Raw genomic sequence first — 16,721 nt, 5'->3', positions numbered from 1 at the left:
ACCCGGCGGCAGGGCCCACGGGCGGGAAAGGCCCCGCCAGTCAGTGGAAAGGGAACTCGGGGAAGAATTCCACGGCAGGGAGCGGCTCACGGGCTTCAATCCCAACCCACCGCCGTCAACTATGACGGTAACGTCAGGTACGAGCACTACTCCGGGACAGTAGCGCCCCAGAACCCCCGGCCCCGCCACGCCGCGGGGAAGACCCCGAGGGCGCGGCAGGAGAACTCCCGTGTCGCCCGCGTCAATCCCAGCACCTTCGGCCTGGACAGCAGCGCGACAAACCAGCAAATTCTTGCCGCGACAGCCAGGGCGGCCGGCACGACGCCCGAGCCATGGAGCCAGACCCGAGAACAGCAGCAGGACCAGATCTATCAGGCCCCCGACAACTATCCCAACCAGGAATACGCAAACCAGGTGCGGCAGGACCTGCCGCCCGCGGACCCGGAGCAGGTACGACTCAGGGCGGAGTGGGCCGCATCACACAGGCGGCCGTTGACGGGCGAATACAACTGGCACAACAACTCGTCGTCGGACTCTTCGCGGACACCCACCCCGCCGGGCGCCCAGAGCGGAGGCCAAAACCAGAGCAGCAGCTACGGTCAAAGCGGTGGCTACGGTCAGAGTGGAGGTTACGGTCAAGGCGGTGGCTACGGCCAGAGCGGTGGCTACGGCCAAGCAGGGGCGGCCGCAAGTAGCGGAAGCGCAGCACCTCTCCGCTGATCTGAAACACAAGGCGCCCTAGCTGCACACTCGTTCCGCCCTGCCGCTCTTCCCAGGGCGGCGGGGCGGTCCACACCCGGCCAAGCGAGGGCCCAGATCGGCCGCTTGAAGGTGGTGCGCACCTGCACCCACCGCTGGCCGCCATCTGCACGCCCACGGCCCGGCCGGTGATCGCCACGGTCCGGCTGCGGCAGGGAAGGGGGCCGCCGACGCGTTGGCCGGGGCCTCGGCCTTGGGTCCGCCCCTTCATTCTTACAGCTCAGCGCTGCTGAGCTGGTGGAGGCCGTGGCGGGAATCGAACCCACATAACTCGCTCTGCAGGTCTGTTTGTGCTGGGCAGAGCATAATGCGGACCCGTTCACCGGCGTTCATTCCGGTACGGATGCCGTGCCCACCAGGGCGGAGTGAACAACCCTGGACGGCCGCGTACGCCGATGAATGAGACGGAAACTGAGACGGGCGCGGCCTCCCCTGAGGACGCGCCCGTCTCCTGTTTCTGCCGGTCAAGAGGGTAGGAACCCTGATTCTCCCTGCCATGCCCTTGCAGGTGGCTCAGGCAGTCCTATGCCGCCGTGCTGTAGCGGTCCCGCAGGACGGCCGCGAGTTGGCGGCCCCCTGGCCCAAAGACCTCCCCGCACCACAGCCGGGATCGCGCTTGACCCTCCACATACGTCTGTTGGCGTCATCGGTAGATGTCATTCGAGCTGCGGACAGAGCCCGGGAATGCATCAGCGGATCCCGGGCCATCCGTCCTGATCTCCAGCCCAGGAGCCAATTAAGAGGCTCGTCCAAGCTTCTGCAGCTACTTGGCGGAGGCCGTGTAAGCTCGCGCGGGCGACTCAGCGATGATTCAGGCTGGAGGATCAGAGTTCAGGTGAGCCCGTGAGGCTCCAGGTGAAGTCGCCTGCACCATCAGAGTCGATGTTATAGACGACCGCACCGTCAGCGCTCAGCCCACCAGGCGAGGTAGTGTAGTACTCCGCCGTCCAGCACTGAAGTGCACCGGAATCCGCATTATTCAATGGGTAGGTCTCGTCACAGGACGCCGTCAAGATGTCCGCGTTGTTTCGCTCGAGCCTTACCTTGATGTCAAAATTGTCGAAATTGCGGGAACCGCCACCGTCGATGAAATACCCGCCGATGGACGCATAGTACTTGTTGTAGTTGCTGGTGGTTCGCACTATGCAAACGTCCAGATAGACATCCACGTCGTACCCAGGAGTGGGGAACTCCTTGTGCTGGGTAGCTGAGCACCATGAGCTTGCCTGCGCCGGAGCGCCGCCAAACAGAACGGTGGAAGCGCTGAGGACCGCTGTTGAGCAGACAGCCGCAATGGAGGACATTTTTCTCTTCAATGGAGTCCGCACTTTCTAGGGATCGCCATTTTGGGCGTCCACAACGTACACGCAGTTGTCACTCAACGGCAAGACATTATTTAAGAACAAAGGTGTCATTGCCTGCTGTATGGTGATGAATTGGCGATCGGGCAGGGCTACCCACTGTGGATACGCTGCCGTCCGAGGCAGAGCTGATGCGCACCTATGGTGTGGCCCGAGCAACGATCGGCCGGGCACTCAAAACGCTCAAGGCGGAAGGCATCGAGTCCGTCCAGGGCGCGGGCTGGTACATGGCCGGTAAGGGCGACCGTCGCCCGCTCGTGGAGCGCTTGCAACTCCCGATGGATTACCGGGACCTCGTCGGTCACGCCTACGCGACGACGTGCACCTGCGCGGGAGCCTCCCAGGGCTGTGTAGCGGCACAGAGTGTGTCGGGCATGTGTCGAGCGCCCATAACACGACCCGCCGCCGTGTCACGGGCGCGGCCGGCGCGGGTGTGCTGTACTGCGATCCGCCCTACCTCGACTCCACCCGCAGCGGGCTCGCGCGCAGCTGCGGCGGAGACTACGCCCACGACACCAACACCGAAGTCGACTACCGAGCCCTGGCCGGGGCTCTCGCCAGCGCCAAAGCCACGGTGCTGCTGTCCGGCTACGGCGGCCCCCTGTACGCCAAGCTCTATCAGGGCTGGTGGCGCACTGGCATGGCAGTGCAGCGCCCCACCAGCAACCGGCCTGGTCACACCGGACCCTCCGTTGTTGAGGTCATCTGGTCCAACCGGCCCTTGGCGCACCAGCCGGGCCTGTTCACGGTCGAAGGAGGCGCCGCATGAGCCTCCAGCAACGCCTCCTCAATGCCGCTCTGGAAACCGCCGACCGCGGCTGGTGCGTCCATCCCCTTCGTCCCGGCGGCACGCCGCCGGCGCTGCACGGCGAGGAACGGTGCCCCGGGGCCGGGGATTGCGCCGGCGGGCACCGCAAGTGGGAGCAGCGCGCCACCACGGACCCGACCGCATCCGGGCCGCGTGGGCACAGCGGCCGTTCAACGTCGGCATCGCCACCGGCCCGTCCAATCTGGTCGTCGTCGACCTGGACGTGCCGAGGGACAACAGCAAGGGCAGTTCGGACGCGTCTTGCGGCGCGGCGACCTGGTGGAGAACACCTGTATTTCACCGTCCCGGCCACGGTGCGGCTGCACAACACCCAAAAGGTGCTGGGGCCGCGGATCGACACCCGCGCCTGGGGCGGCTACGTAGTCGCCGCCGGCAGCACCATCGGCACCTCCTCCTATGAAGTCACCCACGACGCCCCCGTGGCCGATGTCCCGGCGTGGCTGCAGCCGCTGCTCCAGGGACCGCCCAAGCCCAGCCGCCCGGCCATGATCGCCACGGCCCGGAACGCCAGCCGTGTTGCGCAGCTCCTCCTGGACCGCGAACGTGCTGCGATCGAGGCCGCGGTGGAAGGCGACCGGGAAGCGACGCTGTTCGAAGCCGCCCGCAAGCTGGGGCGCTTCGTGGCCTGGGGCGACATCCCCCGGCACGTGGTGGAGGCGGCATTTCAGGGGGCGGGGGAGTCGGCCGGTCTCAAGCCGTACGAGTGCCGCTCGACGCTGCGTTCGGCCCTGAACTAGGAGCTGGTGCGTGATGCGAAGGTGAGCGACGGACGGCTCCACGACGCTCGGCACACTGCTGCAACGGTGCTGCTGATCCTTAGGGTAAACCCGAGCGAGCCGTCATGGGCCTCATGGGGTGGTCGTCCAGTTCCATGGCCGCGCGCTATCAGCACATGGTCGACGGAGTCCGCAGCAGCATCGCCCAACAGGTCGACGGACTCATCTGGCAGGCGAACGGAGAGGACTCGGACGACGATGACGATGGACCAGCCGGAGCCCTCGTACTGACCAACTGAGACGGGAACTTAGACGAAAGATCACAAAGGGCGGGTCCCGATCGGGACCGCCCTTTGTCTTTGGGCAGCTCAGTGCGTTGCACTGATGGAGGCCGTGACTGGAATCGAACCAGCGTAACTCGCTTTGCAGGTCTGATCCTTGAAGTTCGAATGCGTTCAAATAGGGTCTGACCGGCAGCGCGAGGGGCTGGACGAACCTTCGTGGCCGTCGCTGGTCTTGGCTGAACGAGACCAAGAATGAGACCAGAAGCCGACATCCCCGAGCCTGTGTCAGTCCTGCCGGGGACACTCAAATCGCGACTGTTCCACGTTTGAGTGGGGGGACGTGTGGATGCACACGAAGAGCAGACTGCGCAGCAGTCGAGGACGGAGCTGGCGATGCTCGCGCTGGGCTGGTTAGCCATCAGCGCGCTGTCGACTTAGGGCGCTCTTGCTGTGGACTCCTGGTGGCGGTGGGTCTGCGTGGCGCTCGCCATCGTCGGCGGACTTGCGGTGTTCGCGGGGCATGCCACCCCGGCGTCGCTGACGGCCGACCGCACGATCGACGAGAAGACGTCGCTGAGTGGCGAGCCCCGCAGACTGGTCTGGCCTCCACAATGCGAAGCGCGACTGTTGTGCTGGCGCCTGGTGGATCTGGTGGAAGGCACCTGCGCGACACACGCAGAGCGCGGGATCCGTAGGGGCTGCCTCCTCCCGCGCCGGGGCCGACTTCGCAATGCCAATGAGCCTACGGCCCTCTGATCATGCTCGATCGCGCACGAGGCCGCCCACTAGTCAATAGGCTGCGTCGCCCCACTTCCCGTTCCGCCATCGAATGCATGCCTGGTGCCCCTGGCTCGAAGACCTGAGCGTTGTGGTCTCCACGTCACCCATAGAGTCCGACAACGAGAGTGAGAAGACCGGTCATCACCCCCATAGCTCCCCCAAACGCCATACCCGCACGTGTAAGGGCTTTGGGCCATGATGTCTCCTCCTGCATGGCCAGCAGGCCGGCTACCAGGGCTACTACGAGCGATACCAACACGGCCACCGTGATCGTCAAAGCAAGCACGATCACCTTTGCGCTCCCAGACACTGACACTCCTCACGCTCAGCCTGCTCCGACACTGCTTGGTCCGAGGCCCGGCCGCTCCGGGCAGGACTCAATCTGGCTGATCTGCTGTTCAGCGCCGTTCAGTTGAACCAAGATGAACAAACTGAACAGGTGGTGCTAGCCGAAGGTCTTGCGCGGCCGGGCGCTAGTGCGCGCTCCAATGGCCGAAGTGCCAGCGGAACGAGGGGGGCAAGAGTGAGTGAAGAGGCCTTAGATCAACTGCGCGATCGCCTGCATGCAGCCAAGCTCAAGGCACGGCTGAACATGGCCGCAGTGACCCGACGCTCTGGCCTGGGGAGGACCACAGTCAGTCAGGCCTTCAGCGGTCGGTCGGTGCCTAGCGAGGCAACCGTCATCGCGCTAGCTGCAGCCCTCAACCTGGAGCCAGGGCCACTCCTTGAACTCCGCCGCAACAGCTTGCGAGCCTCAGGGCGGGGCGAGCAAGCGCTGCCTCATACGGTGAGAAGCGTTCGTTCTCAGAACGCAGGCCTCAGAAAGGAAGATTCTGAGTTCGAAGCCCGCTACAGAGCATATCTAGCCCAACGACACGGACAGCTTACTGTCGTCGGGCTTGACTTGAGAGGACCAGCCCAGGCCTATTGGCCGCTGGACGCCGCCTACCTGAGCTTAGAACTGGCGGAGCAAGACCACCTATGGGGAATCAGCGGTCATAGCACCACACAACAACGCGTGGAGCGTGCAGAAGTGGCTCTTGCTAGCCACCAAAAGGCACTGGTGAGGGGATTGGCAGGTAGCGGCAAAACTACGCTGCTGCAATGGCTCGCGTGCGCGAGTGCCACAGGTAATGTACCCGCTCCGCTGAAAGAGCTCCGCTCAGCAATCGCATTCTTCCTCCCGCTGCGCACATTCTCCCGTCACGGAGAGCTACCCAAGCCAGAGCAGTTCCTTTCCTCTATCGGCTGCCCTATTTCTTCGGCCCAGCCGAAAGGGTGGGCAGATCGAGTACTTGCCTCGGGGCGAGCTCTCATCTTGGTAGACGGACTCGATGAGGTGCCCGCCAATCTCCGAGAGAGGACTAGCGCCTGGCTTACGGAGATGCTATCGGCATACAACAGATCACGTGTCATCGTTACAACGAGACCGAATGCCGTCCCTAATTCCTGGCTTCAACAGGTTGGCTTTAGTGAACTAACCGTCCGCCCGATGACTCGCACAGACGTTAGCGTCTTTGTCACGAGATGGCATTCAGCGGCTAAGGCAGGAGCCACGAGCAACGAGTTACGAAATCACCTGGATACACTTGAGAGCCAACTTCGGGACAAGGTACGCGCTAAGCGCGACCTCGCTCTGTTCACCACGACCCCACTGCTTTGTGCTCTCGTTTGCGCCCTCCACCGTGATCGACGGGGGCAACTTCCCAATGATCGAGTTGAGCTGTACTCCGCAGCCTTATCGATGCTGCTATTCAGGCGCGATCAAGAGCGAGAGGTCTTTGCTCCTGAAGGCATCACTTTGAACGAGAAGGAGAGTGTTCAGCTCCTTCAGAAGCTTGCCTACTGGCTGATTCGAAATGGCCAGACAGAACTATCTTGGGACACCGCAGAGGATCTTATAGAACAAGCCCTTCCAGGCATGCCGGATGTCGCTTGTCAGGGCACAGCGAGTGAAATTCTGCGACACTTGCTCAGCCGTACGGGTTTGCTCCGCGCTCCAACCGATGACACGGTCGATTTTGTGCATCGAACTTTTCAGGACTTCCTCGGCGCTAAAGCTGCAGTCGAGTCGTACGACCTCCCTTACATCGCCAATCAAGCCCACGATGAGCAGTGGGAGGATGTGGTTCGCATGGTCGTGGCTCACGCACGGCCTGATGAACGAGCTAAGCTCCTGGAGAAGTTGATTGAGCGCGGGGACCGGGAAAAACAATTCAGCACCAGGCTGCGACTCCTTGCCCTGGCGTGTCTCCAACATGCTACAGAACTCGCCGCTCCTATACGATCTGAGGTTCAAACGAGGGCCGATCTGCTACTTCCCCCGCGAGCTGCCGAGGAGGTACATGCCCTAGTCCAGGTGGGCCCGGTCGTGCTGGATCTTCTCCCCGCACCTAATGATCTACTCAAAGATGAAATAGAACCAACCATTTCAGTTGCACAGCGTATCGGTGGAGATGCCGCGCTGGCGTACCTCAAGTCGTTCAACGGAGCTCGCGAAGCCAAAGTACTTGATGCGTTAACTCTGGACTGGGCCCGATTCGATGCTCAGGAATACGTAACCGAGGTTCTTGCGCCAATGCAGGGGCCTTACGAGTCGGTATTCATTGAGGAGTCGCAGCAGGCGAAGGAAATTTCAAGACTTCACGTCACGGGGATTTTCTATTACGGCGATCACGACACCGTTGATATGGCAGACCAGCAGAATGTGTCAAAAATCCTGGACCTGGCGATTTCATCGAATGATTTCGTGTATGATCTGCAGTGGATATCTAACTATCGTAAACTGGAAGAGTTGCGCATATATGATTGCCCTCAACTGGAACGGCTGGATGGGCTGAGGGGAACGACGCTGACGCATTTAGGTCTCGAAAATATGAACCCGGATTTGGACGTCAGTGCACTCCGCGAATTAGCATCGCTGCGCAGCCTCGAGCTGGCGACTGAACTAGGCTATCGCGATCTTGGAGAACTTCCGGTAAACGACGATCTCGAGTATCTTGAACTTGGCCCACATAACTTTGGCGCAGAATCAATAGAAGGACTATCCCGCTGGATGGGGCTCAAGACCCTCTCTTTGCCGGCGGAAAAGTTTACGCAATATTTCGTTGAGCTTCTCGATATGACGCGTCTTGGGAATCTCGTCCTCACAGAGGCTGCAGCGCCCTATGCCTTCGAAGAAATCGCCCAGGTTCCCGTGCTGGGGCAAGTCACGTACCTGACTATTTACGGCGTGGGGCAGGCCGTGGACTTTTCCCATATTGCGCGAATCTTTCCATCCCTGGACCATCTCCTCTTAGTGGGTGCAGGTAAGGGGTCGACGGTTGACATTTCGCCTTTGGCTAGCCTGGAGAATGTAAAGCATATACTTATACGTGACATTTCGAAGGCTCACGGCTCTGATCTCTTCTCTAGCGATACGATTCACGTCTCTCCAAGGCCAAGAATTAACTAAAGTCCCGCCTCCAAAGCTAGCCACCTGTAGCGCAGGTATGCGGCTCTCTATTCGCTGGCCGGCAGCGCATGGTTGGCCGCGCGGGTGCTCGCGTCCGGCATGGCACGAGCATGCCCGGAGTCTCGGATGCGATCAGTCAGATACGCGCTGTGTCAGCTGGTCAGGCGTCGTTCTACGCTTGGTCTTGCCCTAAGCCTTCCGAGAGGACGGATGTGCCCGCGAGCCCGTACACGAGCTACCTACAGCTGTCAGAGGCCCTGAAGGTCCGGATCACGTCCGGGGACCTAAGGGCCAGTGCTCGTATGCCCTCTGAGGGCGGGCTCGCGCAGGAGCTTGGGGTGTCGCGCGGGATGGTGCAGCGCGCGTACAGGCTCTTGGAACAGGAGGGCATCCTCGCCCGCCGTCAGGGGCAGCGGTGGCGCATCGTCGCGGCTGGCGCCGGCGCACGGTCGGACGTCTCATACGAGGATGTCGCGGCCCGTATCCGTGCATGGCTCAAGGAGTACCCGACTGTCGAGGCGATCCCGACAGGCGAAGATCTCGCGCGCGAGTATGCGGTGTCCGTCGACACAGTGGCGCAGGCCCGGCGACTCCTGGTCGACGAAGGGGCTCTGAAGCGGGCCGGACGGCGGTACGTGCGTGCCGAGAGCGGCCAGGAGTCCCGTGTCGACGAGGTCGCTCAAGGCATCCGTAAGGCGCTCGAGGAAGAGGCCGGTGACGTCGCTCCCGAGGGCAAGCTGATCGGCGAGAAGGCATGGATGCAACGCTTCGGGGCGAGCAAGAAGACCGTGCAGGCCGCGCTCGCCAAGCTTGAAGCGGACGGCATCGTGAGTCGTCCGGAGCCAGGCAAGAGTCGCCAGCTCATCTCGCGCTGATGACCACCGACAGGGGGAAGTGCATGACGACGGGCGAGCAAACCGCCTTCAACGCCGGGCGTGCCGAGAGCGTGCTACGGCGCGCCTGCAGCCGTGCCGAGGTAGACCCGGACGGCATCGAACTCTTGCGCTTTGGAGATCATGCGGTGTTCCGCCTCGCCAAGGGCCGCATCGTGGCGCGCGTCGCCAGAAGCTCGGACCGCTTGCCGTCGGTGCAGAGGGAAGTCGCCGTAGCCGATTGGCTCGCAGTCCAGGACTATCCGGCTGCACACCTCGTCACGGCCGCGGACCAGCCGGTCGTCGTTGATGGTCATGCCGTGACCTTCTGGGAAGGGCTCGCCGACGGGGACACGTACGCCAGCACCCGCGAGATGGGTGAGTTGCTGCGACGGCTCCATGAGCTGAAGCCGCCGGCCTTTTCGCTCCCCGAACTGCAGCCCTTCGCCAAGGTGTCCGAGCGCCTAGCACAGGCTGAGATCCGCGCCGAGATCCGCGGTTTCCTCTCCGAGCGTGCGCAGGCCTTGGAAGTCGAGTACGCGAGGCTCGAATTCGTTCTGCCACACGGCCACGTGCACGGTGACTTCAACGTCGGCAACGTTCTGCGGGATGACACCGGACAGCCAAAGGTCATCGACCTGGACGGCTTCGTCACCGGCCCACGCGAGTGGGACCTCATGCAAACAGCGATGTACTTCGACAGCTTCGGCTGGCACACAGCGTCCGAGTACGCCGACTTCGCCGCCGGCTACGGCTTCGACGTCCGCGCATGGTCCGGCTACACCGTCCTCCGCAGCGTGCGCGAACTGCTCATGATCACGTGGTTGTCGCAGAATGCCGGGGCGGACCCCCGAGCTGCCCAAGAAGTCGAGAAGCGTGCTGAGTCACTTCGCACGGGAGCATCCCGCCGCGACTGGGCTCCGTTCTGACGATCAACTCGCCTGCCGCCAGAGCCGATAGTCCCGCGCTTGCTCTGCGAAGGCGCGATACTCCAGCGACGACTTCATGCCTTTGGTGATCCTCTCCTGGAACTCCCGCACGTACTGCACGCAGCGCGCGGACTTGAGGCCCTCGCCCATCTTCAGGGCTTCGAGAGCGATCTCGCACCCTCGGTTGATCTCCCCCTGACCCAAGTACGACTCCGCCAAAACCATCGTGGCGAAGAAGTCGCTGCGGTTGTTGAGCCCGTCTCCGAAGATCGAGCGAGCGCCGCGCTCCGTGGCTTGCACTGAGCGCCCCAAGTCTCGGAAGCAGTGACCGAACTCCGCTGCCAGCTCGACTTCGTCGAAGTATGCGATGAATGCCGGGTCGCTGTCGGGAGTCCGACGGCTCAGCTGCCGCTCTGCTTCCGCCAGGGCGAGATCGCAGCCCTTGGAATCGTTCATGCGGGCTAGAGCGCGCGCCTCCATGGCACGGAACTGTGCGGCCAATGTCGGCGTAAGCGCCGTGGTCGGCCCGGTGCTCGCCGCTCGCGCCAGCGTCGCCGCTTCGCGATAGCGCCCAACGAACGTTGCTTGGTGGCTCATTGCGGAGAGGATGCTGCTGCCCAGCAGCCTGTCGCTGGCAGCTTGGGCCATGCGCAGGGCCTGGATGAAGTACCGCTGAGCTATTCCGTGCAGTCCGCTGTCGTACGACATCCACGCCGCCAGCAGCAGTGCCTCAGCTGCTGCGGCGTGCAGCTGCTTGCCAACAGCGTCTGAGTACCGGCCACCCAGCAGTGGCCGGACGTCTGTATGCAGGTACTGGATCAGGGCTCGCCGAGCATGTCCGCCGCCGAACTTCCCGTCCAGCGTGCTGAACATGTCGGCAGTCGACCGGATCATCTCGACTTCGGAGACGCCGACTGCCCCGCCGTCAGTACGGATGATCTCGCCATCAGGCGGGGCCACCAGCCATCGCACAGAAGCCTCATGCCAGGCGGTCGAGTCGGGCAGAGCCCGGACTAGTACTTCGCTCTCGGCAAGGTCTGCCCGCCAGAGGTCGGCCACAGTCTTCGAGGTGGTTTCCGGCCGGTCGGCGAAGTCCAGCCCCAAGTCGGCCCGAACTGCGGCAACCGCCGCGCGACCCATGCCGATGTCTTCCAGGGATAGCCGGCGCCCCAGCTTCCGACCAATCGCGTCGGCGATGAAGCCTGGCATGCCACCACGCGGCGTCGATCCGTTCAGCCAGCGGCTCACGTAGGTGTGATCACAGACGATGTCCGCCCCAGCCGCCGCTGCGGCACTGCGCACAGCACGTGCCAACGCCTTGTGCGATAGGCCGGCCTCCTGCATGAGGGCGGCCAGCTTGCCGTTCGGGTCTGCCATGGCTCCCCCAAGTTGCAGAGTGCCCGAGGTGTTCCGCGTGGCCGTCAATCTCCCAGCGTGAGTCGCAGCATGACTCTTTGTCACTGTACGCAGGTCACGCTGGGCGTGCAGTCGGTTTGCACCCCCAGGTGCACAAGTGCACCCGCAAGTGAACGCTCCTGAACTCCAGGCTGCCTCGCAATAGTTGAGTCATCGCTTCCGGAGAGGACGGTGGCGAGTTCCCCAGACGAGTTGGAGGGAATGCCTTGACAGCCCTTCATGAGTACAGATTCCCTGTTATGGGGAACCTGACTTCATTCCGGGGGGAACAGCTAAACCCCGGCGGTGCTCGTGGCCCGAGGTGTTGCCGCACCTCAGACCACCCGCCGGGGTCCCGCATCGAGTCCCGTTCAGAGGAGTTCAACGATGCTCAACGAGCGTACCGCTGACACGGCGGTCATCTCGTGGCCGGAAGAGCCGGCCACTGTCCCTGCAGCATCCGCGTTGCGGCAGCTCGCGGACTTCCTGGAGCGCTTTCCGGGGATCCCGCAGTTGTACGTGACGCTCAGCGGCACACGCCGGGCGAGCGTGCAGCTCAGCACGCACACGGCCGAACCGCGTGAGCGGTGCCTCGCGGTCGCCCGGATCGCTGAGGCGATGGGCACGGACACCCACCTCGAACTGCTCGGCAGTGGGCAGTCCTTCGAGACGGACGTGACCGTGGGGAACATCGAGGTTCTGGTCTACGCGCCGATCACTGACCTCGTCCGCGACAACGTGGCCGGCGAGGCGTGATGGCCGCGACACCGTTCTACGACCGTCGGCCGATGTGCTGCCGGGTCGCCTGCCCGCGGTGCTCACGGCGCGTGCAGGTCTCCCGCTGCCGCACCTCTCGCGAGGTCTGCGGCGCGTGCGGGTACGACTGGTCGCCGACTTCTCGTATCGAGCGGTCGGAGGTGCGGTGATGGCACAGAGCCACTACGGCGCCATCGGTGGCCGCATGCGCCCGCACTTGCAGCTCGTACCTGGCCTCGCGGACCTGTTCGGAGCAGGCTCGGGACTCTTGCGCGGTGCGGCCTGCACCGCGGTAGATCCGGAGCTGTTCTTCGACGGCGAGCCGGATGCGATCACAGCGGCCAAGAAAGTCTGCGGCGCCTGCCCGGTACGTGCCGCGTGCCTGCAGATGGCGCTGGACAACGGGGAGTGCTTCGGCATCTTCGGCGGCTTGACCGCCAGCGAGCGACGCGCCCTGCGTCCGAAGGGGGTGCGTGCGGCATGACGGATCCGAACCTCCCTGCTGTGCAGCCTGGCGAGCCGTATGTGCTCATCGATGCGTCCGGCCGCCGCTTCGTCTCCCTGGCCCCGGCCGTGCAGCAGCTGGCCACCGGCACGGTGCAGCCGCACAGCGTGCACCAGGCCGCTGGGCACTGCTGCAGCTGCGGACACGGCGCTGCTCCAGAGGTTCCGCGGCGTCCGTACGGCGTCTCGCCGGGCACGGTCGTGACCGGTGTCGTCGTGGTCGGTGTGGTGCTGGTGGCACTGCTGCTGTCCGTCGCGGTCACCGCGGTTGCCGTAGCGGTCTGCGCGGTCGTCCTGCGCTCGCTCGTCGCCAACAGCCGACGCGAACGCGCCCGGCGCCGCTGACCAGCCCTTCCTTTCCCTTCGTCTCTTCCCTCTCGCTGTCGGGCGTGCCTGGCCTGGCCCTGTCGTGCCCGCGCCTGCCCGACGGCCCCATCGCCTTTCGGAGGTTCCAGCCCTCATGTCCAGCCCGATTCTGGCCCGTCCGGCGAAGCCGACCGTCGGATCGCTGACGCGTATGAACGCCCAGTTGCGACGGCAGTTGGCCGCCGTGCGGCACGACTACGCCGAACTCCTGGTGGCCGCTCGCGCGGCGGTGACTGCGCACTACGACGGCGACGCGATGCCGCTTGCGGTGCTGATCGACACCCTCGACCAGCTGGGTGCGCTCCCGGAGTACGCACCGCAGGTCACCGACGGCGGGCTGGCGGCTCTGGCCGTCGACTCCGCACCGGTGACCGGGAGGCGAGTCGGGTGAGTGCCCAGCCCCGCTGCCTGCTGTGCGGCTGGCACCCCGCCTACCGCAATCAGCGCGCGGCCCGCCGCGCCGCCCGCACCCACGCCTGCCACCCGCGCCACCAGCGCAGGGGAGTCCTGCGAAGACCGCCATGGCCCAGCCGCTGCCTGAGGACGTCACCGTCGTGGACCCGGTGATCCGGCACGGCCGCTACCTCGCCGTCGGCACCGTCTGCCCCGGGCAGCTGGTCCCGCGCTGGCACGTGTGGGACGCCACAGGCCCCTACATCGGCTACTGCACCGACCCCGCCTTGGTCCCGCTGGTCATCGCCCGCCACCAGGCCAACCCCGGCCGGTAGCCCTCTGCCTCTGCCCGGCGCGCCGGCCCCTGCGAGCCCGCGCCGGGCGGGACCCAGACCCGAACTCCCCCTCTACGCCTCGTTGAAGGAGGCCCCTGCTCGTGAACACCGCCCTGATGCTGGCCGCACCTGCGGCCGACTCCTCCCCGGCCGTGACCGTCTCGGTCCTGCTCTTCCTGATTGCGATCGGCGTCGTGCTGTGCGTCTACGTCGGGCACCGCTGGTCCACGCTGATCACCGGCATTCTGATCGGCCTGTTCCTCACCGGCGACTTCGCCGACACCACCAAGACCGTGGTCACCCAGATCCTCACCTCCACCGTCAACGGCATCTCGAACTCGGTTGGGTGATCGGAAGTGACCACCGAAGCCCTCGCGGCCGAGAACGACGGCGAGGCCGAAGCCCCTGGCCGGGACTGGCTGTTGGGCGCGGGCATGGCCGTGGTCGGCATCGCCGCCGCCGCGTCGTCCTTCGCGGGACTGCGTGACCTGGCGCTTAGGACCGGCTGGCTGCACTCGCTGACCTGGCTGCTCCCGCTCACGGTCGACGCGTACGCGATGACCGCCACCCGCGTGTGGCTGGCCGCTTCCACCCGCAACGCGCGAGCGCGGGCCTGGGCGAAGGCGAACGCCATCGGCGCCATCGCCGTCTCGGTCGGCGGCAACGCCGTCGACCACGCGGCCGCAGCCAAGGTCATCCCGATCACCTGGCCGTTGATCGTTGCCGTGTCCGCCATCCCTCCGGTGGTCCTCGGGCTGCTGGTGCACATGGCGCACCTGCGGTCCCAGCCCGCTACCGACACACCCGAGGCCGTACACAACACCCCCGCCGGACGGGACGGCGGCAGCCCTGCCACCGGCACCCCTGCTGATGAGGACCGGCAGCCTGCCGACGGGAACGGGGCGGCACCCCTGCCGTCCCTGCCCCCGGCACCGCCCGCCACGAAGGAGAGGCTGAAGCCCCGGCAGCGCCGCCGCCGCGTCACCGGCCCGAAGCAGCGACAGGCCCTGCCGCCCGGCAAGACCGACGACGAACTGATCACCGCCGCTCGGGAGCACGCGGCGAACGGTGGTGAGCCGTCGGCGACGTGGCTGATGAAGACCTACGGCATCGGCACCCGTCGCGCGGCCCGCATCCGCGACGCCTCCACCGCAACGTCTCCTTCCGGCCGCCGTACGGCCGCCCCGACGGCGCCCGTCGACCTGACCAAGACCGAAGTCGTGGTCAGCCAGGGCAAGGGTGAGCCCAGCGACGACTCTGACCTGGCCCAAGAGCCCGTCGTCGCCGCTGCGGGTGGTGAGCGGTGATGTCGCTGGCGTTCGGGAAGTGCTTCGACCCCTCCGGCACGGTCCACGGCGTCCCGACCTACCCCTGGCGTATGGCTCCCGACGGGCTGGCCACCCGGCGGCAGTTACGCGCCCGCGGGCTACGGCCCGGCGGGCAGCGGATCGCCGCGCAGGTCATGCGGCTCACCCGCCGCCGTGGCATCGCGCGGGTGGCTTACCTCTACCGGATCACCGCTGCGAAGCCCATCCGCCCGATGACGCCCGCGAAGTGGGCTGCCCACCACGCGGCGATGACCGCCCGCCGCACCTGCCCGAACTGCAAGACCGACGCCGGATACGTCATCCCCACCTCGCTCGGGATGTGCGTGCCCTGCGCCTACCCGCCGCACCACGACAGCCCCAAGGAGGGTGCCCGATGAACGTCCTGCTGCAGACCCTGCCGATCGCCGCCCCCGTGGCGGGATGGGCAGCCCACAGCCTCTTCCTCGCCCGCCGCCTGCGCGTCGCCCGCACCGACCCGCTCACCGGACTGCCCAGCCGCGACCAGTTCACCGCGGGAGCCTTGCGTGCCATTCGGCGCCCTCACGCCGCGGTGCTGCTGCTCGACCTCAACGGCTTCAAGCAGATCAACGACAGCCACGGCCACGCTGCCGGCGACCAGCTCCTGGCCGCGGTCGGCCAGCGACTCGCGGCCTGGTGCACCACGCGCGACGGCTTCGCCGGACGGCTCGGGGGAGACGAGTTCGCCGCCGTCATCCGTCTCGCCCCCGACGTCGACCTCCACGCCGAGCTCACCTACGGCCTGGCCGCGGACCTGGCCGCCCCGGTCCGCACCGAGACGGTACTGCTCTCCCCGCGGGCCTCGATCGGGATCTGCCGCACCAGCGACCGGCCCGGCGCCCCGCTGCCAGTCCTCCTGCGCGGTGCGGATGAGGCGATGTACCAGGCCAAGAACGCGCGCCTGCCCTGGCAGCCCGCCACCCCCACCGACATCTACCGCACCACCGCCGGACGCCGCATCGGCCGCCCAGGAACCCACCTCGCCCTGTCCAACACCAGCCGGAAGGAAGCCTGATGCCCCGCCGCCGCACCACCACCGTCCACATCCCCCGCCAACGCGGCCGCCGCTCACGCCACACCCCGTTCGTAGTCGTCGTCCCCCACCAGCCCACCTGGGCCGGACGCATAGCCGAAGCAGCCGGCCGCGCACTGTGGAAGCACCGCCGCACCCTCCTGCCCACCTGGGTCGCCATCGGGGCCGGCCTGGCCGTCACCATCGCGCACCTGACCGCACCCTGGCTGGCCCTCCCGCTCGCCTTGGCCGCCGCCGCAGGCCCCGGCTGGCTCGCATGGGCCCACCGCTGGCGCCCGTCCACGAGCACGCTCGTGCGGCGGTGGCGCTACGGCATCGCCGCCGCCGTCCTGGTGGCCGGTACGTGGGCAGCGGCGTCGGTCGGCTTCGGACCCACCGCGGGCCTACTCGAAGTCCTGTGGCTGCTGCAGACCATCACCGCCCAGACCGTCTGGTTCCGCATGCGCGCCGCGACCGCCCGGCTCGCTGAGACCCCGATCAAGGAGAATCTCAATGATCGTGTCAAGCCGTCTGCGTGACCGGCGGGACGGAGGTGAACAGCCTCTTGTCACGCAGCATCGCCCACAGCACATCGACCCGGCGGCGGGCGAGCGCGAGCAAGGCCTGTGT

The 16,721-nt window shown here is 65.6% G+C and carries 16 protein-coding genes and 4 pseudogenes; 18 read left to right on the top strand and 2 right to left on the bottom strand.

Annotated features, from left to right (window positions below):
• Positions 1-1,583: 1,583 nt before the first annotated feature.
• Positions 1,584-2,063, bottom strand: a complete 480-nt coding sequence (locus ACTWP8_RS29160) for a hypothetical protein (RefSeq protein ID WP_443325081.1) — start codon at positions 2,061-2,063, stop codon at positions 1,584-1,586.
• A gap of 158 nt (positions 2,064-2,221) precedes the next feature.
• On the opposite strand from ACTWP8_RS29160, the pseudogene ACTWP8_RS29155 reads away from it, so the two are divergent.
• The 8 genes and pseudogenes from ACTWP8_RS29155 to ACTWP8_RS29120 all read left to right on the top strand — a co-directional run.
• Positions 2,222-2,335: pseudogene (locus tag ACTWP8_RS29155) on the top strand (GntR family transcriptional regulator); the annotation flags it as partial.
• A 161-nt stretch (positions 2,336-2,496) separates the two neighbouring features.
• Complete coding sequence (locus tag ACTWP8_RS29150; protein WP_443325080.1) at positions 2,497-2,889, top strand: hypothetical protein; 393 nt, start codon at positions 2,497-2,499, stop codon at positions 2,887-2,889.
• Positions 2,886-3,686, top strand: a pseudogene (locus ACTWP8_RS29145) (bifunctional DNA primase/polymerase). The gene ACTWP8_RS29150 and the pseudogene ACTWP8_RS29145 overlap by 4 nt, the downstream one beginning before the upstream one ends.
• Positions 3,687-3,689: 3 nt before the next feature.
• Positions 3,690-3,964: pseudogene (locus tag ACTWP8_RS29140) on the top strand (tyrosine-type recombinase/integrase); the annotation flags it as partial.
• A 1,204-nt stretch (positions 3,965-5,168) separates the two neighbouring features.
• Positions 5,169-6,257 (top strand): annotated as a pseudogene (locus ACTWP8_RS29135) (NACHT domain-containing protein); the annotation flags it as partial.
• Positions 6,258-6,530: 273 nt separating this feature from the next.
• Positions 6,531-8,183 (top strand): NACHT domain-containing protein, encoded by a 1,653-nt coding sequence (locus ACTWP8_RS29130; protein ID WP_443325143.1) that lies wholly within the window; start codon positions 6,531-6,533, stop codon positions 8,181-8,183.
• Positions 8,184-8,251: 68 nt separating this feature from the next.
• A complete protein-coding gene (locus ACTWP8_RS29125) occupies positions 8,252-9,058 on the top strand; it encodes a GntR family transcriptional regulator (protein WP_443325079.1) in 807 nt (268 codons plus the stop codon).
• The gene (locus ACTWP8_RS29120) at positions 9,058-9,984 is read left to right on the top strand and encodes an aminoglycoside phosphotransferase family protein (protein WP_443325078.1); all 927 of its coding nucleotides are present in this window, start codon (positions 9,058-9,060) and stop codon (positions 9,982-9,984) included. Before ACTWP8_RS29125 ends, ACTWP8_RS29120 begins: the two co-directional genes overlap by 1 nt.
• 3 nt (positions 9,985-9,987) lie before the next feature.
• Here ACTWP8_RS29120 and ACTWP8_RS29115 read toward each other — a convergent pair whose 3' ends face one another.
• Positions 9,988-11,361 (bottom strand): hypothetical protein, encoded by a 1,374-nt coding sequence (locus tag ACTWP8_RS29115; protein WP_443325077.1) that lies wholly within the window; start codon positions 11,359-11,361, stop codon positions 9,988-9,990.
• A 405-nt stretch (positions 11,362-11,766) separates the two neighbouring features.
• Between ACTWP8_RS29115 and ACTWP8_RS29110 the strand changes: the two genes are divergently transcribed.
• The 10 genes from ACTWP8_RS29110 (at position 11,767) to ACTWP8_RS29065 (ending at position 16,630) form a co-directional block, all read left to right on the top strand.
• Entirely contained in the window at positions 11,767-12,135 is a 369-nt protein-coding gene (locus ACTWP8_RS29110; RefSeq protein ID WP_443325076.1) for a hypothetical protein, read from the top strand.
• A gap of 169 nt (positions 12,136-12,304) precedes the next feature.
• Positions 12,305-12,619 (top strand): WhiB family transcriptional regulator, encoded by a 315-nt coding sequence (locus tag ACTWP8_RS29105; RefSeq protein ID WP_443325075.1) that lies wholly within the window; start codon positions 12,305-12,307, stop codon positions 12,617-12,619.
• Positions 12,616-12,984, top strand: a complete 369-nt coding sequence (locus ACTWP8_RS29100) for a hypothetical protein (RefSeq protein ID WP_443325074.1) — start codon at positions 12,616-12,618, stop codon at positions 12,982-12,984. Before ACTWP8_RS29105 ends, ACTWP8_RS29100 begins: the two co-directional genes overlap by 4 nt.
• 115 nt (positions 12,985-13,099) lie before the next feature.
• A complete protein-coding gene (locus tag ACTWP8_RS29095; protein ID WP_443325073.1) occupies positions 13,100-13,396 on the top strand; it encodes a hypothetical protein in 297 nt (98 codons plus the stop codon).
• A 130-nt stretch (positions 13,397-13,526) separates the two neighbouring features.
• A complete protein-coding gene (locus ACTWP8_RS29090; RefSeq protein ID WP_443325072.1) occupies positions 13,527-13,733 on the top strand; it encodes a hypothetical protein in 207 nt (68 codons plus the stop codon).
• A 101-nt stretch (positions 13,734-13,834) separates the two neighbouring features.
• The gene (locus ACTWP8_RS29085; protein ID WP_443325071.1) at positions 13,835-14,083 is read left to right on the top strand and encodes a hypothetical protein; all 249 of its coding nucleotides are present in this window, start codon (positions 13,835-13,837) and stop codon (positions 14,081-14,083) included.
• Between the two features lie 6 nt (positions 14,084-14,089).
• Positions 14,090-15,040, top strand: coding sequence for a DUF2637 domain-containing protein (locus tag ACTWP8_RS29080; protein WP_443325070.1), 951 nt, complete (start codon positions 14,090-14,092; stop codon positions 15,038-15,040).
• Positions 15,040-15,438: an RRQRL motif-containing zinc-binding protein gene (locus ACTWP8_RS29075; protein ID WP_443325069.1), complete on the top strand. Its 399-nt coding sequence runs from the start codon at positions 15,040-15,042 to the stop codon at positions 15,436-15,438. Before ACTWP8_RS29080 ends, ACTWP8_RS29075 begins: the two co-directional genes overlap by 1 nt.
• Positions 15,435-16,094, top strand: coding sequence for a GGDEF domain-containing protein (locus ACTWP8_RS29070; RefSeq protein ID WP_443325068.1), 660 nt, complete (start codon positions 15,435-15,437; stop codon positions 16,092-16,094). Before ACTWP8_RS29075 ends, ACTWP8_RS29070 begins: the two co-directional genes overlap by 4 nt.
• Positions 16,094-16,630: a hypothetical protein gene (locus tag ACTWP8_RS29065; protein ID WP_443325067.1), complete on the top strand. Its 537-nt coding sequence runs from the start codon at positions 16,094-16,096 to the stop codon at positions 16,628-16,630. The genes ACTWP8_RS29070 and ACTWP8_RS29065 overlap by 1 nt, the downstream gene beginning before the upstream one ends.
• Positions 16,631-16,721: the final 91 nt, after the last annotated feature.

Origin of the sequence: Streptomyces sp. 7N604 (genome assembly GCF_052245475.1) — a bacterium.
Taxonomy (GTDB): Bacteria; Actinomycetota; Actinomycetes; order Streptomycetales; family Streptomycetaceae; genus Streptomyces.
Note: the sequence above shows the minus strand (reverse complement) of the source record. Positions and strands in the feature narration are given on the sequence as shown.

Excerpts from the sequence above, each read along its gene's own strand:
- ACTWP8_RS29160 (WP_443325081.1), bottom strand. The coding sequence starts at position 2,063 with ATGTCCTCCATTGCGGCTGTCTGCTCAACAGCGGTCCTCAGCGCTTCC.
- ACTWP8_RS29125 (WP_443325079.1), top strand. The coding sequence starts at position 8,252 with ATGGTTGGCCGCGCGGGTGCTCGCGTCCGGCATGGCACGAGCATGCCC.
- ACTWP8_RS29120 (WP_443325078.1), top strand. The coding sequence starts at position 9,058 with ATGACCACCGACAGGGGGAAGTGCATGACGACGGGCGAGCAAACCGCC.
- ACTWP8_RS29115 (WP_443325077.1), bottom strand. The coding sequence starts at position 11,361 with ATGGCAGACCCGAACGGCAAGCTGGCCGCCCTCATGCAGGAGGCCGGC.
- ACTWP8_RS29110 (WP_443325076.1), top strand. The coding sequence starts at position 11,767 with ATGCTCAACGAGCGTACCGCTGACACGGCGGTCATCTCGTGGCCGGAA.
- ACTWP8_RS29105 (WP_443325075.1), top strand. The coding sequence starts at position 12,305 with ATGGCACAGAGCCACTACGGCGCCATCGGTGGCCGCATGCGCCCGCAC.
- ACTWP8_RS29100 (WP_443325074.1), top strand. The coding sequence starts at position 12,616 with ATGACGGATCCGAACCTCCCTGCTGTGCAGCCTGGCGAGCCGTATGTG.
- ACTWP8_RS29095 (WP_443325073.1), top strand. The coding sequence starts at position 13,100 with ATGTCCAGCCCGATTCTGGCCCGTCCGGCGAAGCCGACCGTCGGATCG.
- ACTWP8_RS29090 (WP_443325072.1), top strand. The coding sequence starts at position 13,527 with ATGGCCCAGCCGCTGCCTGAGGACGTCACCGTCGTGGACCCGGTGATC.
- ACTWP8_RS29075 (WP_443325069.1), top strand. The coding sequence starts at position 15,040 with ATGTCGCTGGCGTTCGGGAAGTGCTTCGACCCCTCCGGCACGGTCCAC.
- ACTWP8_RS29070 (WP_443325068.1), top strand. The coding sequence starts at position 15,435 with ATGAACGTCCTGCTGCAGACCCTGCCGATCGCCGCCCCCGTGGCGGGA.
- ACTWP8_RS29065 (WP_443325067.1), top strand. The coding sequence starts at position 16,094 with ATGCCCCGCCGCCGCACCACCACCGTCCACATCCCCCGCCAACGCGGC.